We start from the raw sequence: 22014 nt of genomic DNA on the forward strand, positions 1-22014 counted from the left end.
CGTTTTTTTGGCTGTTTATCCATCTGCTTGGTTAATTAATGGAAGCTTTGTGACAGAGAGTGATGACTATTTCCACCATTGATTTAAATGTTAATAACAAGTTTATCGCAGCAAATATGCAATTGCTCTTTCAAGGTCTCGAGTGGATAGCTCTTAGTGCTTGTTTTTACTGGGGAAAAAAGTTAAAAATCGACTATATGATTTGCCTGGATTAACAGGGTCCTTGGCTGAGTCCTTTGTAGTATTGCCGTACAGGCTGCCCTGTTGTTGATATCTGAAATAGTTTTGTCCGCTCTTGGCTATGTGAAAAGGGATAATGGCCGAGAGGTATTTGCACCTTGCATTCTGCAGCTAGCGGTTTGCCAGATCTGTTTTCCGGTTAACCAGTGACCATCCAGCATGAATGACCTTGACCAGATGAATACGCTTGACGAACGGTTACTGAAGACGATGGATGTTCTGCATACCCCGATCTGGGTTTATGACATCGAGCATCACCATATTTTCTGGGCAAACAGCGCCGCGCTCTCCGTGTGGGAGGCGACGTCTCTCGACGAACTCTGCTCCCGCGACTTCTCTGCCGATATGGCAACCGCCATCGATCTGCTGCTGCAGCGCTATCTGGGTGATTTTCAGCAGGGGCGCAGTTACAACGAGTGGTGGACCCTCTCCCCAAAGGGGGTCAAGAAGCAGATCTATCTGCGCCTCTCCGGTATTCAGCTGGCTGGCCGGCTGATGATGATGACCGAAGCGGTGCTCGACTCCGATACCCTCTATCAGGAGTCCTCGCTGGCAACCGGCGATACCCTTGCCTGCCTGTTCGATAGCCATGGTGTGTTCGAGAGTGGCAACTATCACTTCGAGATGTGTTTCGGCCACCAGATCGCCAAGCTCTCCCAGGTTTTCTCCGGCAATGATGACAGCTTCTACCAGAAGCTCTCCCGTCTCGATGAAGTGGTGACCGAGGGGGAGTGCCGTACCCTCAAGGGGATGCGCTGGTTCCAGTATCAGTTCCGCTATATCCAGCAGGGGGCCCGCATTCTGCTCACCATGCGGGATATTACCGATCGCAAACTCGAAGAGCTGGAGCATCGCCACCTCGCCTGGCACGACTCCCTGACCGGCCTGCTCAATCGCTATGGCTTGATGAAATCCCTTGAGGCCTATTGCGGGCTGGGAGAGCGTTTCGCGCTGGTGTTCATGGATCTGGACAACTTCAAGCTGGTCAACGACAACTACGGCCACAAGGCGGGAGATCGCCTGCTGGAGCGGGTCGCCGGTCGCCTAAAACAGATTTGCCCGCGGGATGTGGAGCTGGCTCGCCTCGGTGGCGATGAGTTCACAGCACTGGTGCCGCTGGGCAATCAGGGGGATCGGGCGCAAGAGGTGGCCGACCAGATGCTCTCCCAGATGACCAAGCCGCTGCAACTGAGCGGGCTGCCGGAGGTGACCATTGGCGGCAGTATCGGTATCGCCATCTATCCCGATGATGCGGATGACGGGGACAACCTTATCACCCGTGCCGATATGGCCATGTATCAGGCAAAGCAGATGGGGCGGCTGCGCTGGCAGCGTTTCACCCCCAGCATGCAGCAGACCTTGCAGCGCAAGCTCAATCTCAAACAGTTTCTGGCCAAGGCCATCGGCCGTCAGGAGCTGAGCCTCTGTTACCAGCCGCAGGTCGATGCCGCCAAACGGCGTCTGATCGGTTACGAGGCGCTGCTGCGCTGGTACAACCCGGTGCTCGGCCATGTCTCGCCGGTGGAATTTATCCCGCTGGCCGAAGAGATGGGGCTGATCCGCGAGATCGGCAGCTGGGTGCTCTCCACCGCGCTGGCACAGGTCGCCAGTTGGCAGAAGCGCTTTCATCAGCGGGTGCCGGTCTCCGTCAACCTCTCCGGTTTCCAGCTCTCGTCGGCGCTGCCCGGGCAAGTTCGCCAGCAGCTGGAGCTGCACGGGGTGGATGCCTCCCTGTTGACGCTGGAGCTGACCGAAACTGTGCTGATGCTCGATATGAAGGGGTGCCTCGGCATTCTCGACGATTTGAGCGAACAGGGGATCAAGATTGCCATCGATGATTTCGGTACCGGCTACTCCTCTCTGGCCTATCTTAACCGGTTGCCGATCAACAACATCAAGCTGGATCGCTCCTTCGTGGTCGGCCTTAACTTGCCGGTGATCCGGGCGACTGCAGCCATGGCCACCAATTTGGGATTGGGGATCATGGCGGAAGGGGTGGAGGAGCCTCACGAGCTGGCCGCACTGCAGACCCAGGGGTGCCATGTGTTCCAGGGATATCTGTTCAGCAAGCCGCTGACTGTGGCGCAAGTCGAGGCGAGCGGTTTCGTGGTGGAGTGCCAGGTTGGGCGTTATCCACTGCTAGATGCCGTGATGGCAGAGTAACAAGTGTGCGTTAGGCCACAACTTGGGATTTTATTCCGCATTATTTAATCAAAATTAATCATTCTTTTGCGATCGGTCATGAGACGGATTGGCTGGAATTGCTAGCATGCGACCTCGTTTCTAGGGAAAGGAGTATCGCAATAATGAGTCATGCTGCTGTCAATGACCGTCCGGCCAGCCCTCCCAAAGGTTGGCTGAACCGTTTCCTCAATGGCGTTGAGAAAGCCGGGAACAAATTACCCGACCCCGCCATGCTGTTCCTCTACGCCTTGCTGATCGTCTGGGTCGGCTCCTGGGTGTTGTCACAATTCCAGTTTGATCTGGTCAATCCCCGTACCGGGGAGGCGGTAGTGGTCAACAACCTGCTGACCGGTGCCGGTCTGGCCGAGTTTCTCTCCACCATGGTGACCACTTTCACCGGCTTTGCCCCGCTGGGCATCGTGCTGGTGGCCATGCTGGGGGTCGGGGTGGCCGAGCAGTCCGGTTTTATCAATACCGGTCTGAAAAAGTTGCTGAAAGTGACGCCTGCCCGTTTTCTCACTCCCATGCTGATCCTGGTGGCGATCGTCAGCCACACCGCTGCAGATGCGGGTTATGTGCTGGTGATCCCCATCGGTGGCATCATCTTCCACGCTGCCGGACGCCATCCGCTGGCGGGGATCGCAGCTGCCTTTGCCGGTGTCTCCGGCGGTTTTGCCGCCAACTTCCTGCCCTCCGGCGGGGATGCGCTGCTGCAGGGTTTTACCCAGTCCGCCGCTCAGTTGCTCGATCCTGACTACATGGTCAACACCCTATGCAACATCATCTTTACCGGTGCCTCTTCGTTGCTGATCATCTGCGTCGGCTGGTTCATCACCGAAAAGGTGGTGGAGCCGCGCCTCAAGCACGTGGCGCTCAACGAGGATCTGGAGAGTGCCGACGAGATGGGGCGCTACAGCGCGCAAGAGAGCCGGGCCTTCAACTGGGCCGGGTTTGCCATGCTGGCGGCTATCGTGCTGCTGGCACTGGCGCTCTCCCCGAGCGATTCACCGCTGCGTGCTGCCGATGGCTCCCTGACCACCTTCGCCGCGCCGGTGATGAAGTCCATTGTGCCGCTCATCTTCCTGCTCTTTATCCTGCCCGGGATTGTCTACGGCTTTGTCGCAGGCAGCTTCAAGAGTGGCAAGGATGTGATCGATGCTATGTCGGCCACCATGAACAAGATGGGCTCCTACATGGTGATGGCCTTCTTCTGCGCGCTCTTTATCAAGGCGTTTGGCGATTCCAACCTGGGGACCCTGCTGGCCCTCTCCGGTGCCGAAGTACTCCATGCGCTGGCGCTGCCCGGTGAAGTGACCATCGTCGGGATGATCCTGCTCACCGCCAGCGTCAATCTGGTGGTGGGGTCGGCTTCGGCCAAGTGGGCGCTGATCAGCCCGATCCTGGTGCCCATGCTGATGGCGGTGGGGATCTCCCCCGAGCTGACCCAGGCGGCCTATCGGGTCGGGGATTCCGCCTCCAACATCATCACCCCGCTGATGGTCTTCTTCCCGCTGGTGGTGGTCTATTGCCAGCAGTATGTGAAGAGCACCGGGATTGGCACTCTGGTCTCCATGATGCTGCCCTACTCACTGGCCTTCTTGGTGAGCTGGACCATCTTCCTGCTGCTTTACTGGGCGCTCGGCTTTCCGCTCGGGTTGCAAGCCCCTTACGTCTATCCGGCCCCTTAAGCTGGGTGTGCGAGGGAGCCTTGGGCTCCCTCGTTTTTTTCGCTATGGTGTTACCTCACTCTGGAGGTGCCATGAATCAGACCATCGATCTTATCCTTTCCCATCGCTCCATTCGTCAGTTCACTGCCGAGCCGATCGCCCCGCAGCAGCTGGATGCCATTCTCGCCGCCGCCCAGTCCGCCTCAACCTCGAGCTTTTTGCAGGTGACCAGTATTGTGCGAGTCTGCGAGCCTGAGGCGCGTCAGCAGCTGGCCATGCTGGCGGGCAATCAACCCTATGTGGTGCAGGCGGCCGAGTTTCTGGTGTTCTGCGCCGATTACCACCGCCACACCCAGATCGTGCCCGAGGCCCAGACCGGCTATGCGGAGCAGTTGCTGATCGGAGCCATCGACGGCGCCCTGATGGCGCAAAACGCCTTGCTGGCGGCGCAGTCGCTGGGGCTGGGCGGGGTCTATATCGGCGGCATTCGCAACCAGCCGGCCGAGGTGAGCGAACTGCTCGGCTTGCCCCATCAGGTGATCCCGCTGTTTGGCCTCTGCCTTGGTCATCCTGCCCAGCAGCCGGAACAGAAACCCCGTCTGCCCAGGGGATTGGTGGTGCATCAGGAGCGCTACCAGCACGAGCTGGATCGCGACCTGCTGGCCCAGTACGATCAGCAGATCGCGGACTACTATCAGGCTCGCAGCAGCAACAACAAACAGCAGACCTGGAGCGGCCAGATCCGCGCCATTCTGGGCAAGGAGTCCCGTCCTTTTATGCTGGGATTCCTGCAATCGCGGGGCTTTAACCTCAAGTAATGGCGCTGATGGGCGATACTATGGGGAGGTGACCGTCATGGTCATCATCCCCTGATCCTGCAATCTTTCCCTGAGACCGGGGGCACAGCTTGGTGACAAATCGTGGGCAAGGGGGGATCTGCAGTCTACCTTAAGTGGGTAAGCTGTTGTAGGATCACGCAATTGGATAGGAACAGGGGTTTGGACATCCTATGATTTTAACTTTGGTATTGCTGTCTATTGGCGCACTCCTGTTTTTGGTTATCGCCTATAACGTGGTGCAGCAATATAAGCAGAAGGCAGAGGCGGACAAGCGTCACGCCGTTGCCAGACACAAGACGGTGGCTGACGAGACCGAAGAGGTGTTGCTGAACGTCAATCTGGTGCCTTTCTCCAAGAACATGGTGTTGCTGTTGCAGCACCGGATCCTCGATGCCTATCGCGCTATCGCCCAGGTGATGCCGAACAATCAGATCAAGCAGCGCATCGTTGATGTGCAGACCCAGATCAAGAATGTACAGGAGAACTACAGCGTGCAGGATGAGGGGCAGTTCAAGACCCCGGAGTCCGATCGTCAGGCGATCCAGATGCTACAGCTGGTCAAGAAGATGCGGGCCGTGCTGCGGGTCGAGCACAACAAGGGCAAGATTGACCCTCAGGGGTTTGCCCAAGAAGAGCGCCGCCTTGAGCTGATGCAGCTCAAGATCAACATCTCCAATCTGGTCAAGCGGGCGATGGATGCCCGCATTCAGGGCCAATATGGTACATGCCGCCAGCTCTATACCAAGGGTCTGTCGGCCATGGCGAGCGTGGGCGACAAGGATCCCTATCTGCTGGCCCGTGAAGAAGATATGCGTCAGGGGCTCAAGGAGCTTGAAGAGCTGCAGCAGCAAAACAGCGCGCAGGATCTGCAAAACATCAAGGACAAGGAAGCCGACGAGCTCGATGTCCTGTTTCAACCCAAGAAGAAATGGTAAGCATGTCCCACCCACTCGATTCCACACTGGGGCCAATGGCCCCATTTGTTTCTCAGCTGTTGGCTGAACTGGCCGCCACTGGCGTCACCATTTCCCGGCCAACGGTCGATCACCTCTGTTATCGGGCGGCTACCCTGCAGGAGTACCGCGCGCTATGTGCTGTGCTGGCTGAGGCGGGCACCTTGCTGGTGGAAGGTATGATTGGTGGTCGCCCGATTGCGACTTATCATTTGCATCAGCCGCTGCTAGCTGGTGAGGTACAGGTACCCTGTATCGAGCTGGCTGCACCGAAACCGGGTCGCGTCCATCAGGCGGGGCTGGAACATATCGAGCTAGTGGTCACTTCACTGCAAGATCTGGTAGCGAGCTATCCCGAGCTGCCATTCAAAACCGGCAACATGCAGGATACCCGCAACCCCGATATTGGCCTGATGTTGCCCTCCGGACAGATCAAGTTTCATCTGCGCTCGCTGGCGGAGGTGATCGCCGAAGAGGTGGCGAGCGGTGCTGTGGTCGCGGTGCCTGCGGATTATTTCGATCAGGAGTGATCCTGCGTTCAATGCGGTGCGAGCCTGACAGGCTCTTGAATAACGCAGCAAAAGGGGTCACCGGTGTGACCCCTTTTGCTATCTGGCGGTGCTTGGTTGCGAGAGCGCTATCTGCTCATGGGTGACCCTGTTTGCGCTGAGCCCGTTACCCGTGTCGGTGGGGTTGTTGGGCGGGCAGTGGCGATTGGCTTCGCTGCTTGAGACGGCCGAGCCAGAGGCTCAAGCCCGACGTCAGGATGAGGACCAGTTCAATCCCCATGACCAGACCGCCCAGCTCACCCTGCTCCCAGAAAGGGTGCAGGTAAAGCCCACCCAGACTGGCTCCCAGATAGTAGGCCACCAGATAGAGGGAGGAGGCGAGGGCGCGGTTGTGTTCGACATGATGACCGACCCAGGCACTGGCGCAGGCGTGTGCCAGGAAAAAGCCGAAGCTGGAGATCAGCAAGCCACTCAGGATCCCGAGTAGGCTAGCTTGCAGCAGCCACAGACTCCCGAGGGCCATCAGGGCGATCCCGACCAGCAGCATGCGTTGTGCCCCCCAGCGGTTGGCAAAGCGGCCGCTCAGTGAGGAGGCCACCGTCCCCGAGAGATAGGTGAGAAACAGCATGCCGAGCCACTGTGTGGGTAAGGAGAAAGGAGGCTTTGCCAGCAGGAAGGTGAGATAACTGAACTGGTTCAGAAACACCATAAAGTTGAGCCCACCGATAAGGTAAGCCCCTACCAGCAAGGGATTGGTCAAGTGTTGCTGCAAGGCGCGGGCAAATTGACCGCGAACGGGGGCGCTCGCCACAAAGCGGGTTTGGTGGGGCAGCAGCCAGAAGACCAGCGGCAGCAGTGACAGGCTGATCGCTCCGATCCCCAGAAAGGTATGTTGCCAGTCGCCAAACCAGCCAGCCAACAGACCGCCGACCACCCGACCGGCAATGCCACCGAGGGAGTTGGCGGCAATATAGACCCCCACCGCCGAGAGTAGCGCCCGTTTGCTGAACTCTTCCCCCATATAGGCAATCGCGGTCGCGGGCAGTCCTGCCAGCAGCGCGCCCTGCAGGATGCGTAGCAGCAGCAGGGTGCCAAACTGCTCAACCAGCGGGATTAACAGTGAGAGCAGGATCGCCAGGGTGAGGGTACCCAGCATGACCTGCCGACGGCCATGGCGATCCGCCAGTCTGGCGCAGATCAGCAGGGAGGCGGCGAGGCCAGCAGTGCATCCTGCCAGGGTCCAGCTGGCCGAGAGGGAGTTGACCGAGAAGACCTCGGCGATCAGCGGTAACAGGGGATGGGTCTGGTAGAGGTTCAGAAACACCAGAAAAGAGCCCAGGCTGAGGGCCAGGGTTGCACGTATCCACTCGCGACTTCCAACTTCAATCATTGCGTATTGTCCTGACTACTTTTGGTCAGGGTAGAGTCCTTGCGCTTATAAATATAATATATTTAAGTTATCCATCTCATAAGATGAATTGATACATGGATCTGAAACAGCTCACCTATCTGCTGGCGGTCAGGGATGCCGGCTCATTTACCAAGGCAGCCAACAGTCTGCATGTGGCACAACCGGCCATCAGCATGGCCATCGCCAAGCTGGAGCAGCAGCTCGAATTGCGGCTGTTCGACCGTCAGGACAGGGCGGTACGGCTGACGCCGGAGGGGGAGGTGCTCTGTCGCCATGCCGAGCGTCTGTTGCTGCAGATGCATCAGGCCGAGGCCGAGATGGCCGAGCTCAAGGGGTTGGAGCGGGGGGAGGTGCGGATCGGGATCCCCTATATGATGGGCTCCTACTATTTCCCCCCCCGTCTGATGGCCTTCAAGCATCGCTATCCCGGCCTCAAGATCCGGGTCGAAGAGGCCGGCACCCGTGAGCTGCTCAGCCGGATGGTGGATGGCTCCCTCGATCTGGCCATTCTCATCACCAGTGATCTCCCCCCCGCCATCGAGGGAGCACATCTGCTGAGCGAAGAGATGTTGATGGTGGTGGGCGACGATCACCCCTTGCGCGGCGAACCGGCCGTCACCCTCTCGCAGTTTTTCGCTCAGGAGTTGGCGCTGTTTCGCCGTGGTTTCTACCACCGAGAGCATATGGAGGCGCTGGCCCAGAGCCTGGGCGTCGAACCCGATATCGCCTTCGAGAGCAATCTTATCCCTCTGCTCAAGGCGGTGGTGCGGCAAGGTTTTGCGGTGACCACCTTCTTGCGGATGGTGCTGGAAGAGGAGCCGGATCTGAGTGGCGTGCCCTTCGCCCCGCCCATCTACCTCGACCTCTGTGTGGCGTGGCGGCGTGGCGATCCGCTCTCCATGGCCAACCGTGCCTTGCGTGATTTCCTACTCAAGGAGCGCCCGGCCTGATGGCGGCGGGTCATTGCTGAAAGTTTGTTACTATTAACGGTGGGTTCGCTTGAGGGCTACACCATGAAACTGCAGCAATTGCGCTATATCGTCGAGGTGGCGAACCACAGGCTGAATCTGTCGGCCACCGCCGAGAGCCTCTTTACCTCCCAGCCCGGGATCAGCAAACAGGTGCGGATGCTGGAGGATGAGCTGGGGATCCAGATCTTCGAGCGCAGCGGCAAACACTTGACCCAAATCACTCCCATCGGTCGGGATGTGATCAAAGTGGCCGCGGAGGTGCTGGACAAGGTCGCCACCATCAAGGTAATGGCCAGGCAGCATGTGCATCCGGAGCAGGGAACCCTCACCATTGCCGCCACTCATCTGCAAGCTCGCTATATTCTGCCCACCATCCTCAAGGGATTCATGGCCCGCTTCCCCAAAGTTGCCGTAACTGTGATGCAAGGGAGTGCGGCGCAGTGCCGCGTAGCTGTGCATGATGGCACTGCCGATCTGCTGCTGGCGGATGAACCGGAGGAGGGGAGCGATCTGCTCATGCTCCCCTCTTTTCAGTGGCAACGGGGCTTGGTGCTGCCCAAGGATCATCCGTTGGCCAAAGCAACATCGCTGACCCCGGTCGAGCTGGTGGAGTTTACATTGGTGACCGATGGAAGGGCGCTCTCTGCTGCACATGGCACTGATTGTGCTCATGCCGAGAGCCGGATCGCCTGCAGTGCGAGCGACAGCGATGTGCTCAAGACCTATGTCAGACAAGGGATGGGTATAGGGGTGATGGCAACCTTTGCCTGGGAGCCCCAGCGCGATGGGGATCTGGTGCTCAAAACGGCGCCCTGGCTACCAGGCGGTGTGGCCACTATCGGGTTACGCAGAGGGGCATTTTTATGCGGCTATCTCTACGATCTGATTGAACGTCTCGCGCCGCAATGGACCCGCGAGCGGGTCGAACAATACTGTGCTGCCCGCACTGGCGAAGAGCTTGAAGCTCTGCTGGCCAATCTGACCGTGCCACTTAGATAGCTTGGGTTGATGTGTGGTCATCCCAAGAAAAACGCCTCCGAATAGGAGGCGTTTGACTATCTGGTATTCGTCAATGCAGGCTCACTTCTTCAGCATATGATCCAGCTTGTTGGCCTTGGTCGACAGATAGAACTCGTTGTGGGGATTACGCCCTTCCTGCAACGGTACCCGTTCGGCCACCGGAATACCGAAGGATTCCATCGCTTTCATCTTGCGCGGGTTGTTGGTCATCAGTTTGAGAGACTTGACCTCAAGCTGCTTGAGCATATCGGCGCAGATGGTGTAGTCGCGCATATCGGCGGCGAAACCAAGGGCCACGTTGGCTTCCACGGTATCGGCCCCCTGATCCTGCAGGTGATAGGCGCGGATCTTGTTGAGCAAGCCGATGCCACGGCCCTCTTGACGCACATACAACAACACGCCACGACCGGCTTTGGCGATATTCTCCATGGCCGCCTGCAACTGGAAACCGCAGTCACAACGCAGGCTGAACAGGGCGTCGCCGGTCAGGCACTCTGAGTGGATCCGGCCCAGCACGGGCTCTTCACCGGTAATGTCGCCCATTACCAGTGCGGCGTGATCTTTGCCTGTGCCGGTTTCCTGAAAACCTACCAGCGTGAAGGTGCCCCAGGGGGTTGGCAATTTGGATTGGGCCACGAGGGTAACGCTGCTCATAGGTTGCTCCTTACTACTAACGGCTCAAAAAAGGGGGCCAGTTTAGCGCGCCTTGTCAGGAACGACCATAAGAACAAGTCCCTGCATTGCTTAATGAAATCTCCAAATGAGATACAAGCACAGCTGTCCGTCGGGGTTTTGGCCCTTTGTGCGGATTGATGACTGCCAGGCTCACCACATTCGGGTATAATCGGCGCCCATTAACCCACCCCTTCGGGATGGGAGCAACACAGTGCAGGAGAGAAGTTATGCCTCAGATGGCCCCCGTAATGACAATTGATGGCCCCAGTGGTGCAGGTAAAGGCACCTTGTGTCAGCTGCTTGCTGAGAAGCTGGGTTGGCACTTGCTGGACTCGGGCGCCATCTATCGGGTGTTGTCCCTGGCCGCCCTGCATCACGATGTAGAGCTGGACAGTGAAGCCTCACTGGTGCCGCTGGCTGCCAATCTGGATGTGCAATTTCAGGTAGAAGGCGATCTGGTCAAGGTGATCCTGGAAGGGGAAGATGTCTCCCGCACCATCCGCACCGAAGAAGTGGGTAATGCTGCCAGTAAAATCGCCGCCTTCCCCCGGGTGCGCGAAGCCTTGCTGCGCCGTCAGCGGGCATTTCGTCAGGCCCCGGGTCTGATTGCCGATGGTCGTGACATGGGCACAGTTGTTTTCCCCGAGGCCGAGGTGAAGATTTTCCTCGACGCCAGTGCCGAAGAACGGGCCCAGCGTCGCTATAAGCAGTTGCAAGATAAGGGCTTTGATGTTAACTTTGAGCGTCTTTTAACCGAGATTCGGGAACGTGACGATCGCGACAGAAATCGCGCTACTGCACCCCTGAAACCGGCAGAAGATGCTCTGGTGGTAGACTCTACCGCCATGACCATAGATGAAGTGCTGGCAACAGTACTCGCCTATGCAGAGCAACAACTTGGTGATGCCAGCGCAAGCTGACATCCGGTCGTCTGCACCAAGGATGGCGCAGATTATTTAAAACAGCCCCGCTTGTGCCGGATTGCAAGTGGATGTTTCATTTGTGACATAAACAATGATCGAATCTTTTGCTCAACTCTTTGAAGAGTCCCTGAACGCCGTTGAAACCCGTCAAGGTTCCATCGTCAAGGGTACTGTCGTTGCTATCGAGAACGGTTTCGTACTGGTTGACGCCGGTCTGAAATCCGAGTCCGCTATCCCGGCTGAAGAATTCAAGAACGCCATGGGCGAGCTGGAAATCAACGTCGGCGACACCGTTGACGTGGCTCTGGACTCTATCGAAGATGGTTTCGGCGAAACCAAGCTGTCCCGCGAAAAAGCCAAGCGCCACGAAGCCTGGCTGCAGCTTGAGAAGGCTTACGAAGAGCAAGCTACCGTTATCGGTATCATCAACGGCAAGGTCAAGGGTGGTTTCACCGTTGAACTGAACGGCATCCGTGCCTTCCTGCCGGGTTCTCTGGTTGACGTGCGTCCGATCCGTGACACCGCTCACCTGGAAAACAAAGAACTCGAGTTCAAAGTCATCAAGCTGGACCAGAAGCGCAACAACGTTGTTGTTTCCCGTCGTGCCGTGATCGAGACCGAGAACACCTCCGAGCGTGAAAGCCTGCTGGCTAACCTGCAAGAAGGTCAAGAAGTTAAGGGTATCGTCAAGAACCTGACCGACTACGGTGCATTCGTAGATCTGGGCGGTGTTGACGGCCTGCTGCACATCACCGACATGGCGTGGAAGCGCGTTAAGCATCCTTCCGAAATCGTCAACGTTGGCGACGAGATCGCTGTCAAGGTTCTGAAGTTCGACCGCGAGCGTACCCGTGTATCTCTGGGTCTGAAGCAGCTGGGCGAAGATCCCTGGGTTGCTATCGCCAAGCGTTACCCGGAGACCACCCGTCTGTCTGGCCGCGTGACCAACCTGACCGACTACGGCTGCTTCGTTGAAATCGAAGAAGGCGTTGAAGGCCTGGTACACGTATCCGAGATGGATTGGACCAACAAGAACATCCACCCGTCCAAAGTTGTTAACGTTGGCGACGTGGTTGACGTGATGGTTCTGGACATCGACGAAGAGCGTCGTCGTATCTCCCTGGGTCTGAAGCAGTGCAAATCCAACCCGTGGCAGCTGTTTGCCGAAACTCACGCCAAAGGCGACCGTGTTTCCGGCAAGATCAAGTCCATCACTGACTTCGGTATCTTCATCGGTCTGGATGGCGGCATCGACGGCCTGGTTCACCTGTCTGACATCTCCTGGAACAACCAGGGCGAAGAAGCCGTGCGTGAATTCAAGAAAGGCGACGAGATCGAAGCCGTTGTTCTGCAAGTGGATCCGGAGCGTGAGCGCATCTCCCTGGGTGTCAAGCAGATCGAAGAAGACCCGTTCAACAAGTACCTGGCTGACAACAAGAAAGGTGCTATCGTGAAGGGTAAGGTTACCGAGGTTGATGCCAAAGGTGCCGTTATCGAACTGGCTGATGGCGTAGAAGGCTACCTGCGTGCCTCCGACGCTGCTCGTGACCGTGTAGAAGACGCCACTCTGGTGCTGTCTGTTGGTGACGAAGTTGAAGCTAAATTCATGGGCGTTGATCGTAAGAACCGCACCGTAAGCCTGTCTGTCCGTGCTAAGGACGAGGCTGATGAGCGTGTTGCTATCGATAACCTGAACCAACAAGAAGAAGTTGTGTTCAGCAATGCTATGATGGAAGCGTTCAAAGCCGCCAAGGGTGAGTAATCCTTGATGCAAGAAAAGGGCGGCATTGCGCCGCCCTTTTTTATCCTGGCAAAATGAATATTGCATGTGATCGGGGAAGGAGATTTAACGTTATGACCAAATCAGATCTCATCGAACAACTGGCAGCCAGCCGCATGCATATGCCGGCCAAGGATGTCGAAGCCGCCATCAAGGAGATCCTTGAGCAGATGGCGTCGACCTTGCAAAACGGCGACCGGATTGAAATCCGCGGATTTGGCAGTTTTTCACTGCACTATCGTGCGCCCCGTGTGGGCCGCAACCCCAAGACTGGGGACAAGGTTGAACTGACCGGGAAATATGTCCCGCACTTCAAACCTGGCAAAGAGTTGCGCGAGCGCGTCAACATCATTGAATAATGCAGAAATGGGCATACCTCGGGTATGCCTTTTTTCTTTTTGGCACCGATTCCTGTGCCAATCGTCTTGTTTCTTAAACTCTTTTCCCATTCACTCTAGAGTCTGCCTGCGATTTTAAGGATAATCAGCCTCTCATTAGATACTGACAGGGAGCTCTTATGAAGCGTATTTTGGCCCTCATTCCGCTGGTGCTGGTGTTTGTTCTGACCCTGGCGCTGGGCTCACAAAATGGCCAGCTGGTTCAGTTCAATTACCTGATCGCTCAGGGTGAGTTTTCGCTTGCCATGCTGTTGGGCTTCTTCTTCGCTGGCGGTTTTTTGCTGGGCTGGCTGGTATTCGGCCTGCTGTTTCTGCGCCTGAAAATGCAAAACCGCACCCTCAACCGCACCATGCGTCGTCAATCCCGCGAGTTGGAGCTGGCCCGGTCACCGGGTAAGGAATAATGTTCCTCAATGCTTGAACTGCTTTTCCTGCTGTTGCCCATCGCCGCCGGTTATGGTTGGTACATGGGCCGCAGGAGTGTTCGCCAGGACACCCAAAAACAGAGTAACCAGTTTTCCCGCCAGTATGTGGCGGGCCTCAACTATTTGCTGTCCGATGAATCCGACAAGGCGGTGGATCTCTTTATCCAACTGCTTGAGGTGGACAGTGAAACCATCGAAACACACCTCTCCCTCGGCAACCTGTTTCGCCAGCGTGGGGAGGTCGATCGTGCCATCAAGATCCACCAGAACCTGGTAACCCGCCAATTGACCCGGGAGCAGCGCCAGCTTGCTCTGCAGGAGCTGGCTCGCGACTTTCTTGCTGCCGGTCTGCTCGACCGGGCGGAAGCGCTCTGGAACGAGTTGTGTGACGACAGCGATTTTGAAGAGACGGCGCTGGCACAGTTGTTGATTATCCATCAGCAGTTGCGGGATTGGGACAAGGCCATCGATGTGGCGGTTCGTCTGCAAAAATTCCAGGGCAAGAAGCTGGCCGACCCCATCTCCCATTTCTATTGCGAACAGGCCGAAATCGCGCTGCGTGAGGGCAATAAAGGGGAGGGGCTGGCCAAGCTCAAACGGGCGCTCAATATCAATCCGGCATGTGCCCGGGCCAGTTTGCGCCTCGCTGAGTTCGCCATGGCTGAGGGGGAGTATGAGCAGGCCAGCAAGGAGCTGCTGCGGGTGTTCGAGCAGGATATCGACTTTGCCTCCGAGGCAATGCCCAAATTGCTCGAGTGCTATCAGCAATTGGGGCGCACGCCTGCGTTGATCCCGCTGCTTGAGAAGGCAGTGGAAGATCACGCCGGTGTCAGCGTGACCCTGGCCCTTGCCAAGCTGGTTGAAGAGCGTGATGGCCTGAGCCAGGCCCGTTCGCTGGTGTTGCGTCAGCTGCGTCGTCATCCGTCGATGAAAGGTTTTTACCAGCTGGTGGGTTTTCAGCTGGCCAGTGCGGAAGAGGGGCCTGCCAAGGAGAGCCTCGAACTGCTGCAACAGCTGGTCGGCGAGCAGATCAAAATCAAGTCAACCCACAAGTGTCGGCAGTGCGGCTTTGCCACTCACTCGTTGTTCTGGCAGTGCCCGTCTTGTCGCCAGTGGGGTTCCATCAAGCCGATCCGCGGTCTGGACGGTGAATAACAAGCAATAGGATGTGAGATGCAAGATCCCAAAGTACTGGTAGCGCTGGATTATCAGCACGAGGCAGATGCCTTAGCGTTCGTTGAACGTATCTCTCCGGCCCAGTGCCGTCTCAAGGTAGGCAAGGAGATGTTTACCCTGTTTGGCCCGCAGTTTGTACGTCAGCTGGTGGCCAAGGGATTCGATGTCTTTCTGGATCTGAAGTTTCACGATATTCCCAATACTGTTGCCAAAGCCGTGGCAGCCAGTGCCGAGCTCGGTGTCTGGATGGTCAACGTGCATGCCAGTGGTGGTGAGCGGATGATGCGTGCCGCCAAAGAGGCGCTACTGCCTTATGGCGACAAGGCCCCCCTGCTTATCGGCGTGACCGTGCTGACCAGCATGGAGCAGTCCGACATGATCCCTCTTGGTCTGGATGTAAGCCCGGCCGAGCAGGTGATCCGGCTGGCTACCTTGACCAAAACATCCGGTCTGGATGGGGTTGTCTGCTCTGCCAACGAGGCCCATGAGTTGAAAGCCTTGCTGGGTGATGAGTTCAAGCTGGTGACCCCGGGTATTCGCCCGACCGGTTCAGCGGCCGGGGATCAGCGCCGGGTGATGACACCGAAAGCGGCGGTCGAGGCGGGGTCCGATTATCTGGTTATCGGTCGCCCCATTACGCAGGCTGCCGATCCGGCCGCCATGCTGGCCAGCATCAATGCCGAGCTGGTTGGTGCGTAACAGGCTCAGTCAGTGATACACGGTGCAGGCCGAGCAACAGGCCTGCACCGGCCCCGATAAGATGAGAGCCGATGTGTACCTTGGCATTGATCAGGGTGGATATCGGGCTCTCTCCTGCGTTGTAGAAGTCCATCGCCAGCTTGAGCCCCATCCCTGCCAACAGTAGCCAGCCCGATGTGCGGCGTCCGTGGCGGATATCCTGCATTGCCCCCCAGACAAACAGACCATGCAGCGAGCCGGATAGCCCCATGTACCACTGGGTCTGCGGGCACCACCACCAGATCCCCAAGCCCACTGCCAACCAGAGCAGCAACATCAGCAGCGGCAGGCGAGCCCCACCCAGATAGTCGCGAAACAGGCTATAGAGGATGGCGAGGCCGCCCAGATTGAGCAGCAGGTGCCACAGATTGGTATGAGCCAGATTGCCTGTTATGATCCGCCACCCTTCGCCCCCGGCGATCAAGGGCCGATCGAAGGAGAGCTGAAGATTGGGAACGGTAAAGAAGAGTAGCAAGCTGGTGAGAGAGAGCGTGATAACCCAGAGCAATCCAGATTTGTCTGACAACATGAAACAGTCCAACGACAAGAACAGTCGATACTGTACACGTTGCACCCGAGCCCTCAAAGCCTGCCTGTGCGATTATATTGTGCCGGTTGACAATCACACGTCCCTCTACATCTTGCAGCACCCCAACGAGGTGGCACATCCCAAGGGGACTGCGGCGCTGCTGGCGGCCTCTTTGCAACAGTGCGAGATCCATGTGGGGGAGGACTTTTCCCGCGATGAGTGGCTCAATGTGCTGCTGGCTGACCAATCCCGTCGTTATTATTTGCTCTGGCCGGATGAGGATGCCATTTCGCTGACCGATCTTCGCCAACAGTGGGAGAGTGAATCCTCTGGCTCCGCATCAGTCGCCTTTATCTTGCTTGACGGCACCTGGCGCAAAGCCTATCGCATGTTGCAGAGCAACCCGGCACTGGCCTGCTTGCCCCGCATCGGTATTGGTGCCATTGCCGGTCAATATGCCATTCGCAAGAAGCCCTTTCCCGATGCCCTCTCTACCATAGAGGCGGGCTATCACCTCTTGTCCCGGTGGGAGGGGAGGCCGGAGCACTATGCGCCCTTGCTGACCCTGTTCAATCGGTTGAATACCCAGTGGCAGGACTTTGCCGAAGGCCGCCGCGCGTGACAATTCAAGGAGTTATCAAGATGAAAAAAGCAGTCGTGGTTTTCAGCGGCGGTCAGGACAGCACTACTTGTCTGGTGCAGGCATTGGCCCGGTATGATGAAGTGCACGCCATCACCTTCGACTATGGCCAGCGCCATCGGGAAGAGATCGACACCGCGCGCCGTCTGGGCAGTGCACTGGGGATCGCTGCCCACAAGGTGATGGATGTGACGCTGCTCAATGAGCTGGCGGTCTCTGCCCTGACCCGTGACGACATTCCTGTCAGCTGCGAGCTGCAGGATAACGGGCTGCCCAACACCTTCGTGCCAGGCCGCAATATCCTGTTCCTGACCCTGGCTTCCATCTATGCCTATCAGGTGGGCGCCGAAGCGGTGATCACCGGTGTCTGCGAGACTGACTTCTCCGGCTATCCCGATTGCCGTGACGAGTTCGTCAAGGCCCTCAATCAGGCGGTGTCGCTGGGGTTGGATCGCGGCATCCGTTTTGAAACTCCCTTGATGTGGCTCGACAAGGCCGAGACTTGGGCACTGGCGGATCACTATGGTCACCTCGACACGGTGCGCCAGCAGACCCTGACCTGCTACAACGGCATTGCCGGTGACGGTTGCGGCACGTGTCCTGCGTGTGAACTGCGCCGTCGCGGCTTGAACAACTATCTGGCCGACAAGGCGGGCATCATGGCCAGACTGTTTGAGAAAACCGGGCTGGGCGAGAAAAGCGCAGAGTGAGCCTGCGTCTTGCCGTGGCTTGGGGTATAATCCGCGACTTTTGCAACAAGCCGTGATCGAGATGCACTACCCAATCAACGAGATTTTCCAGACCATCCAGGGGGAGGGCATCTTTACCGGCCTGCCCGCCATCTTTGTTCGCCTGCAGGGTTGCCCGGTGGGCTGCCCCTGGTGCGATACCCGTCATACCTGGGTTGTTGATCCGGCTCGTGAAGTGGGCAAGGCGGCGGTGCTGGATCGCTCCAACGAATCCGATTGTTGGAGCCAACTTAGCACCGCGCAGATTATCAAGAGCTTTACCGACCTAGGTTATCAGGCGCGCCATGTGGTGATCACCGGTGGCGAGCCCTGCCTCTACGATCTGCACGAACTCTCGTCAGCCCTGCTGGCGGCGGGTTATCAGGTGCAGATTGAAACCAGTGGCACCAGCGAGATCAAGACCCATGAGCAGACCTGGGTGACCGTCTCCCCCAAAATTGGCATGAAAGGGGGGCTGCCTGTGCTGGTCTCGGCGCTGGAGCGGGCCAACGAGATCAAGCATCCGGTGGCCACCGAGCACCATATTGAAGAGCTGGATGCGCTGCTCGCTACTGCTACTCTGCGCCCTGATGTGGTCATTGCCTTGCAGCCGATCAGCCAGAAGCCAAGGGCCACCCAATTGGCGATGGATACCTGTATTGCGCGTAACTGGCGACTCTCAATCCAGACTCATAAATATCTGGATATCGATTAATATGGATTGGCTATCCGACGAACAGGTACTGCTGACCCTGACCAACAAGATGCCTTACGGTAAATATCAGGGGCGGCGTATCATCGATATTCCCGAGCCCTATCTGGTGTGGATGGCGCGCAGCGGTTTTCCGGCGGGTAAATTGGGCCAGACGCTGGCGCTGGCTTACGAAATCAAACTCAATGGACTTGAGTCCATGATTATTCCCATTATTAACAGGATGTCGGTATGAGAATATATACGAGGCAGGGCGATAAGGGCATGACCCGGCTGGCCGATGGTATCCAGTTGCCCAAGGATCATTTGCGGGTCGAGACCTACGGTTATATCGATGAGCTCAACTCCCATATTGGCTTGCTGATTTGTGATGTGCCGTCGCAAGAGATCGGTTTATTGGCTGATTTACAGCTGTTGCAACAGGAGTTGTTTGATCTGGGGGGGGAGTTGGCATTCTCCAACGACGCCCAGAATGAATCAATTTGGCAAGTTAATGCCGCCTGGACCACTCGCCTTGAACAGCAGATAGATCGTTATAGTGAGCCATTGCCGCCGCTGCGCCAATTTATATTGCCCGGTGGTTCCCGTGCCGCGGCGCAAGCACATGTGGTGCGTACTCTGGTGCGTCATTGCGAGCGCTTGCTGCTGACATTGAGCCGGGAAGAGCGGGTCAACCCCGAGGTGCTGCCCTATCTGAACCGGATGAGTGACTGGTTCTTTACCGTGGCCCGCTATCTTATCTGCGTGGCAGGGGATCGTGAAGTGCTGTGGGTCAAGGCTGCAGATCGCCCGCAATCGGCTATCTGATATGTCACATTTAAGCGGCAATAAAAAACCTCGCCTTGGCGAGGTTTTCTATTAGCAACGAGATTGAGATCAGATAGCAAAGTCTTCCAGTGATTTGCCTGCTGCCACTGCGCTGGCAATAGCCGAAGGCATACGGCCCTGGCCGGTCCAGGTTTTCTCTACGCCATTATCCTGATAGCGATATTTGGCTGGACGTGGCGCCCGCTTGGCTTTTTCTGATTTGCCGGGGTTGGTAGCGACAGCGCTTACCAATTCTGCCGGGTCAATACCGGCGGCTTTCAGCATTTCGCTATATTCGTTAATTTTCCGCAGATGCTCTTCACGGGCCTGACGCTCGGCAGCTTCATCCTGCTGACGCTCAGCAACGATCGCAGAGAGTTTTTCCAGTGCCTCTTCCAGTTGTTCCAGAGAAAGTTCGCGGCAGGTCGCACGCAGACTGCGGATATTAAGCAGTACCTTTAAAAATTCATTCATAGGAGTTACCACGTCGAGTCAGAGAAAAATATTATGTTCTAGCTGATTCTTGCTTGGCGATTTAAATAAGTCAAGCCGGGTTAAATATAATATCCGTGAGGAACATCAATACAGATATTTAATATGGCCTGCAATAGGCTTGGAGATTGGATGCCAATGAAACCGCAGTAGGTGAAAATAGCGTCAAAACTGGTGTTATTGCATCATTTGACTACCATTTTTCGACCTAGATATGTTTATCGTGACTATTTAATCAAAAAACTTGCTATAAGCTGCCATCTCGATAAAATGTGCGGCGAATACCTTTAAGTAGAGGCGCGCTGCCTATGAGTATTTGTGCGGAGGGTGATGCCTGTGATGCACAAGGAAAGGAGTCAGCGCCGAAGTGGCCAGGCCATCATACCGGGCTGCTGGTTCTGCATCTAATAGGTGCAGGACTGCCATAGTCATCCACTATGGAGCGCTACCTGAAGGGGCTGAGGAGTATGACCTCCCCATAGGTTTTGTTTCTTTAGATCCTCTCGGTAGATCTCCACCTGTAATCTTTAGGTGCAAAGAGATCATGGACATTAGTCATTTCGCCGACTCCGGTTGGTCCGTTCTTCCCCCCCTGTTGGCTGTCGCGCTTGCGATCATGACCCGCCGCGTGCTGCTGTCTCTTGGTGTGGGCATCGTCACCGGCAGTTTGCTGCTCAATCAGTTTTCACCCCTCGAATCCCTGCATTACATGTTGAATACCGTGCTCAAGATCTTCTGGGTCGATGGCGCGCTCAATCGTGACAACGTCAACATGATCCTGTTTATGCTGCTGCTGGGTGGCCTCATCAGCCTGATGAGCGTCTCCGGGGCGACCCGTGCCTTTGCCGAGTGGGCCGAGCGTCGTGCCAAGACCCGCAAGGGCGCCAAAGCCCTGACTGGCATGATGGTGTTTGCCTTCTTTATCGATGACTTCTTCCACAGCCTGTCGGTGGGGGCCATCTGCCGTCCGGTGACCGACCGCTTCCAGATCTCCCGTGCCAAACTGGCCTATCTGCTGGACTCCACCGCGGCGCCGGTCTGCGTGCTGATGCCCATCTCCTCCTGGGGGGCTTATATCATCGCCCTGGTTGGCGGCATCATGGCGGCCCACGGTCTGACTGAACAGAGCCCCATCGCGGCATTTGTCGAGATGATCCCGATGAACCTCTACGCCGTCTTCACCCTGATCATGGTGCTGGTGGTGATTGCATTCCAACTCGATATCGGCCCGATGCGTCAACACGAAGCGTGGGCGCTGGAAGGCAAGCTGTGGGATGAATCCAAGGGCCGCCCCATCGGTCTGGATATGGAGAGCCCGGAAGAGAGCAACGGCGGCATGATCGACATGGTACTGCCGATCCTGACCCTGACTGCGGCCACCATCTATTTCATGATCGATTCCGGTGCTGCGGTGCTGAGCGAGAAGGGGCTGCCGTTCAGCGTGCTCGGCTCGTTCGAAAACACCAACGTCGGCTCTTCGCTGGTCTACGGTGCCCTGTGCAGTCTGGTGGTCTCCATCGGTCTGGCGATGCGCCTGAAGCTGGGAGCCAAGAACTGGATCAAGGCCGCGCCGCAAGGTGTCATGGCCATGCTGCCGGCCATCAACATCCTGCTGTTCGCCTGGACCATCGGTGCCGTGGTGCGTGATGTGGAGACCGGCAAGTACCTGGCTTCGCTGGCTAACGGCAACCTGCCGATCGAAGTGCTGCCTGCTGTGGTCTTTATCCTCTCCTGTGCCATGGCGTTTGCCACCGGCACCAGCTGGGGTACCTTCGGCATCATGCTGCCGCTGGCCGGTGACATGGCCGCCGCCAGCGACATCAGCCTGATGCTGCCGATGCTGGCTGCGGTACTGGCTGGCTCGGTGTTCGGGGATCACAGCTCACCCATCTCCAGCACCAGCATCCTCTCTGCCACCGGTGCCGGCTGCCATCACATCGATCACGTGATGACCCAGCTGCCTTATGCACTGGCCATCGCCTTCGGCGCGGCCATCGGTTACCTGGCGATGGGCTTGATGCACTCCAGCCTGGCCGGTTTCAGTATCAGCGCCCTCTGGTTCGTGCTTTTTACCGGCTATCACCTGAAAAAGGCCAAAGCGCGGCCAGTGCTGGCCACCGCGTAACATTTATAGAGCAAGGGGCCCGCGGGCCCCTTGGTTTTGTCAGGGGCTTTGGTTAGCATGCGCCCCATAAAT

At 57.1% G+C, this 22014-nt stretch carries 23 protein-coding genes and 1 riboswitch; of the genes, 19 read left to right on the forward strand and 4 right to left on the reverse strand.

What is annotated here, in order from left to right:
- The first annotated feature begins 450 nt into the window (after positions 1-450).
- The 5 genes from NOM06_RS05995 to NOM06_RS06015 all read left to right on the forward strand — a co-directional run bounded on the left by NOM06_RS05995 (position 451) and on the right by NOM06_RS06015 (position 6413).
- Positions 451-2403, forward strand: a complete 1953-nt coding sequence (locus tag NOM06_RS05995; protein ID WP_013723827.1) for a bifunctional diguanylate cyclase/phosphodiesterase — start codon at positions 451-453, stop codon at positions 2401-2403.
- Between the two features lie 143 nt (positions 2404-2546).
- Complete coding sequence (locus NOM06_RS06000) at positions 2547-4112, forward strand: AbgT family transporter (RefSeq protein WP_005351146.1); 1566 nt, start codon at positions 2547-2549, stop codon at positions 4110-4112.
- A 71-nt stretch (positions 4113-4183) separates the two neighbouring features.
- On the forward strand, positions 4184-4909 hold the full coding sequence (gene nfsA / locus NOM06_RS06005; protein ID WP_255910430.1) for an oxygen-insensitive NADPH nitroreductase: 726 nt from the start codon (positions 4184-4186) through the stop codon (positions 4907-4909).
- Between the two features lie 191 nt (positions 4910-5100).
- Positions 5101-5865: a hypothetical protein gene (locus tag NOM06_RS06010; protein WP_005337161.1), complete on the forward strand. Its 765-nt coding sequence runs from the start codon at positions 5101-5103 to the stop codon at positions 5863-5865.
- Entirely contained in the window at positions 5859-6413 is a 555-nt protein-coding gene (locus NOM06_RS06015) for a VOC family protein (RefSeq protein ID WP_255910432.1), read from the forward strand. Before NOM06_RS06010 ends, NOM06_RS06015 begins: the two co-directional genes overlap by 7 nt.
- Before the next feature lie 145 nt (positions 6414-6558).
- On the opposite strand, the gene NOM06_RS06020 is transcribed toward NOM06_RS06015, so the two are convergent.
- Positions 6559-7782, reverse strand: coding sequence for an MFS transporter (locus NOM06_RS06020; protein WP_255910444.1), 1224 nt, complete (start codon positions 7780-7782; stop codon positions 6559-6561).
- Positions 7783-7877: 95 nt separating this feature from the next.
- Here NOM06_RS06020 and NOM06_RS06025 point away from each other — a divergent pair, with 95 nt between their 5' ends.
- Together NOM06_RS06025 and NOM06_RS06030 are read left to right on the forward strand one after the other, a co-directional pair.
- Complete coding sequence (locus NOM06_RS06025; protein WP_139732002.1) at positions 7878-8753, forward strand: LysR family transcriptional regulator; 876 nt, start codon at positions 7878-7880, stop codon at positions 8751-8753.
- A gap of 63 nt (positions 8754-8816) precedes the next feature.
- Positions 8817-9773 (forward strand): LysR substrate-binding domain-containing protein, encoded by a 957-nt coding sequence (locus NOM06_RS06030; RefSeq protein WP_255910446.1) that lies wholly within the window; start codon positions 8817-8819, stop codon positions 9771-9773.
- An 81-nt stretch (positions 9774-9854) separates the two neighbouring features.
- Here the strand turns inward: NOM06_RS06030 and ribA are convergent, their stop codons facing one another.
- Positions 9855-10448, reverse strand: a complete 594-nt coding sequence (gene ribA / locus NOM06_RS06035; RefSeq protein WP_103251772.1) for a GTP cyclohydrolase II — start codon at positions 10446-10448, stop codon at positions 9855-9857.
- Positions 10449-10696: 248 nt separating this feature from the next.
- Here ribA and cmk point away from each other — a divergent pair, with 248 nt between their 5' ends.
- The 6 genes from cmk to pyrF all read left to right on the forward strand — a co-directional run bounded on the left by cmk (position 10697) and on the right by pyrF (position 15870).
- On the forward strand, positions 10697-11389 hold the full coding sequence (gene cmk, locus NOM06_RS06040; RefSeq protein WP_019444698.1) for a (d)CMP kinase: 693 nt from the start codon (positions 10697-10699) through the stop codon (positions 11387-11389).
- A 94-nt stretch (positions 11390-11483) separates the two neighbouring features.
- A complete protein-coding gene (gene rpsA / locus NOM06_RS06045; protein WP_005337148.1) occupies positions 11484-13154 on the forward strand; it encodes a 30S ribosomal protein S1 in 1671 nt (556 codons plus the stop codon).
- A gap of 92 nt (positions 13155-13246) precedes the next feature.
- Complete coding sequence (gene ihfB / locus NOM06_RS06050) at positions 13247-13531, forward strand: integration host factor subunit beta (RefSeq protein WP_005299934.1); 285 nt, start codon at positions 13247-13249, stop codon at positions 13529-13531.
- Positions 13532-13689: 158 nt separating this feature from the next.
- Positions 13690-13974 (forward strand): LapA family protein, encoded by a 285-nt coding sequence (locus NOM06_RS06055; RefSeq protein WP_005337143.1) that lies wholly within the window; start codon positions 13690-13692, stop codon positions 13972-13974.
- Between the two features lie 9 nt (positions 13975-13983).
- Positions 13984-15150, forward strand: a complete 1167-nt coding sequence (gene lapB / locus NOM06_RS06060) for a lipopolysaccharide assembly protein LapB (protein WP_255910448.1) — start codon at positions 13984-13986, stop codon at positions 15148-15150.
- An 18-nt stretch (positions 15151-15168) separates the two neighbouring features.
- Complete coding sequence (pyrF, locus tag NOM06_RS06065) at positions 15169-15870, forward strand: orotidine-5'-phosphate decarboxylase (protein ID WP_255910451.1); 702 nt, start codon at positions 15169-15171, stop codon at positions 15868-15870.
- On the opposite strand, the gene rrtA is transcribed toward pyrF, so the two are convergent.
- On the reverse strand, positions 15845-16438 hold the full coding sequence (rrtA, locus tag NOM06_RS06070) for a rhombosortase (RefSeq protein ID WP_255910465.1): 594 nt from the start codon (positions 16436-16438) through the stop codon (positions 15845-15847). The genes pyrF and rrtA overlap by 26 nt on opposite strands.
- Between rrtA and NOM06_RS06075 the strand changes: the two genes are divergently transcribed.
- From NOM06_RS06075 to NOM06_RS06095, 5 genes are all read left to right on the forward strand, one after another.
- Complete coding sequence (locus NOM06_RS06075) at positions 16437-17060, forward strand: tRNA-uridine aminocarboxypropyltransferase (RefSeq protein WP_255910467.1); 624 nt, start codon at positions 16437-16439, stop codon at positions 17058-17060. The two genes, rrtA and NOM06_RS06075, sit on opposite strands and share 2 nt — an antisense overlap.
- A gap of 20 nt (positions 17061-17080) precedes the next feature.
- Positions 17081-17788, forward strand: coding sequence for a 7-cyano-7-deazaguanine synthase QueC (gene queC, locus NOM06_RS06080; protein ID WP_005337128.1), 708 nt, complete (start codon positions 17081-17083; stop codon positions 17786-17788).
- Positions 17789-17849: 61 nt separating this feature from the next.
- Positions 17850-18521, forward strand: coding sequence for a 7-carboxy-7-deazaguanine synthase QueE (gene queE, locus NOM06_RS06085; RefSeq protein WP_069527953.1), 672 nt, complete (start codon positions 17850-17852; stop codon positions 18519-18521).
- 1 nt (position 18522) lies between these two features.
- Complete coding sequence (locus NOM06_RS06090; protein ID WP_005337126.1) at positions 18523-18753, forward strand: DUF3820 family protein; 231 nt, start codon at positions 18523-18525, stop codon at positions 18751-18753.
- Complete coding sequence (locus NOM06_RS06095) at positions 18750-19325, forward strand: cob(I)yrinic acid a,c-diamide adenosyltransferase (protein ID WP_255910469.1); 576 nt, start codon at positions 18750-18752, stop codon at positions 19323-19325. Before NOM06_RS06090 ends, NOM06_RS06095 begins: the two co-directional genes overlap by 4 nt.
- Before the next feature lie 69 nt (positions 19326-19394).
- Here NOM06_RS06095 and NOM06_RS06100 read toward each other — a convergent pair whose 3' ends face one another.
- Positions 19395-19799 carry an H-NS family nucleoid-associated regulatory protein gene (locus tag NOM06_RS06100; protein WP_005337123.1) on the reverse strand — a complete coding sequence of 135 codons (405 nt, stop codon included), beginning with the start codon at positions 19797-19799 and terminating at the stop codon, positions 19395-19397.
- A gap of 302 nt (positions 19800-20101) precedes the next feature.
- Positions 20102-20273, forward strand: a riboswitch (Lysine riboswitch).
- A gap of 88 nt (positions 20274-20361) precedes the next feature.
- Between NOM06_RS06100 and NOM06_RS06105 the strand changes: the two genes are divergently transcribed.
- Positions 20362-21942: a Na+/H+ antiporter NhaC family protein gene (locus NOM06_RS06105; RefSeq protein WP_150389264.1), complete on the forward strand. Its 1581-nt coding sequence runs from the start codon at positions 20362-20364 to the stop codon at positions 21940-21942.
- Positions 21943-22014 lie beyond the last annotated feature (72 nt).

Source organism: Aeromonas sp. JL9 (assembly GCF_024436075.1).
In the GTDB taxonomy this organism is placed as follows: domain Bacteria; phylum Pseudomonadota; class Gammaproteobacteria; order Enterobacterales; family Aeromonadaceae; genus Aeromonas; species Aeromonas veronii.

What these genes read in the sequence shown, in the direction of transcription:
- NOM06_RS05995 (WP_013723827.1), top strand. Translation starts at nt 451, where the DNA reads ATGGATGTTCTGCATACCCCGATCTGGGTTTATGACATCGAGCATCAC.
- NOM06_RS06000 (WP_005351146.1), top strand. Translation starts at nt 2,547, where the DNA reads ATGAGTCATGCTGCTGTCAATGACCGTCCGGCCAGCCCTCCCAAAGGT.
- nfsA (WP_255910430.1), top strand. Translation starts at nt 4,184, where the DNA reads ATGAATCAGACCATCGATCTTATCCTTTCCCATCGCTCCATTCGTCAG.
- NOM06_RS06010 (WP_005337161.1), top strand. Translation starts at nt 5,101, where the DNA reads ATGATTTTAACTTTGGTATTGCTGTCTATTGGCGCACTCCTGTTTTTG.
- NOM06_RS06015 (WP_255910432.1), top strand. Translation starts at nt 5,859, where the DNA reads ATGGTAAGCATGTCCCACCCACTCGATTCCACACTGGGGCCAATGGCC.
- NOM06_RS06020 (WP_255910444.1), bottom strand. Translation starts at nt 7,782, where the DNA reads ATGATTGAAGTTGGAAGTCGCGAGTGGATACGTGCAACCCTGGCCCTC.
- NOM06_RS06025 (WP_139732002.1), top strand. Translation starts at nt 7,878, where the DNA reads ATGGATCTGAAACAGCTCACCTATCTGCTGGCGGTCAGGGATGCCGGC.
- NOM06_RS06030 (WP_255910446.1), top strand. Translation starts at nt 8,817, where the DNA reads ATGAAACTGCAGCAATTGCGCTATATCGTCGAGGTGGCGAACCACAGG.
- ribA (WP_103251772.1), bottom strand. Translation starts at nt 10,448, where the DNA reads ATGAGCAGCGTTACCCTCGTGGCCCAATCCAAATTGCCAACCCCCTGG.
- cmk (WP_019444698.1), top strand. Translation starts at nt 10,697, where the DNA reads ATGCCTCAGATGGCCCCCGTAATGACAATTGATGGCCCCAGTGGTGCA.
- rpsA (WP_005337148.1), top strand. Translation starts at nt 11,484, where the DNA reads ATGATCGAATCTTTTGCTCAACTCTTTGAAGAGTCCCTGAACGCCGTT.
- ihfB (WP_005299934.1), top strand. Translation starts at nt 13,247, where the DNA reads ATGACCAAATCAGATCTCATCGAACAACTGGCAGCCAGCCGCATGCAT.
- NOM06_RS06055 (WP_005337143.1), top strand. Translation starts at nt 13,690, where the DNA reads ATGAAGCGTATTTTGGCCCTCATTCCGCTGGTGCTGGTGTTTGTTCTG.
- lapB (WP_255910448.1), top strand. Translation starts at nt 13,984, where the DNA reads ATGCTTGAACTGCTTTTCCTGCTGTTGCCCATCGCCGCCGGTTATGGT.
- pyrF (WP_255910451.1), top strand. Translation starts at nt 15,169, where the DNA reads ATGCAAGATCCCAAAGTACTGGTAGCGCTGGATTATCAGCACGAGGCA.
- NOM06_RS06075 (WP_255910467.1), top strand. Translation starts at nt 16,437, where the DNA reads ATGAAACAGTCCAACGACAAGAACAGTCGATACTGTACACGTTGCACC.
- rrtA (WP_255910465.1), bottom strand. Translation starts at nt 16,438, where the DNA reads ATGTTGTCAGACAAATCTGGATTGCTCTGGGTTATCACGCTCTCTCTC.
- queC (WP_005337128.1), top strand. Translation starts at nt 17,081, where the DNA reads ATGAAAAAAGCAGTCGTGGTTTTCAGCGGCGGTCAGGACAGCACTACT.
- queE (WP_069527953.1), top strand. Translation starts at nt 17,850, where the DNA reads ATGCACTACCCAATCAACGAGATTTTCCAGACCATCCAGGGGGAGGGC.
- NOM06_RS06090 (WP_005337126.1), top strand. Translation starts at nt 18,523, where the DNA reads ATGGATTGGCTATCCGACGAACAGGTACTGCTGACCCTGACCAACAAG.
- NOM06_RS06095 (WP_255910469.1), top strand. Translation starts at nt 18,750, where the DNA reads ATGAGAATATATACGAGGCAGGGCGATAAGGGCATGACCCGGCTGGCC.
- NOM06_RS06100 (WP_005337123.1), bottom strand. Translation starts at nt 19,799, where the DNA reads ATGAATGAATTTTTAAAGGTACTGCTTAATATCCGCAGTCTGCGTGCG.
- NOM06_RS06105 (WP_150389264.1), top strand. Translation starts at nt 20,362, where the DNA reads ATGGACATTAGTCATTTCGCCGACTCCGGTTGGTCCGTTCTTCCCCCC.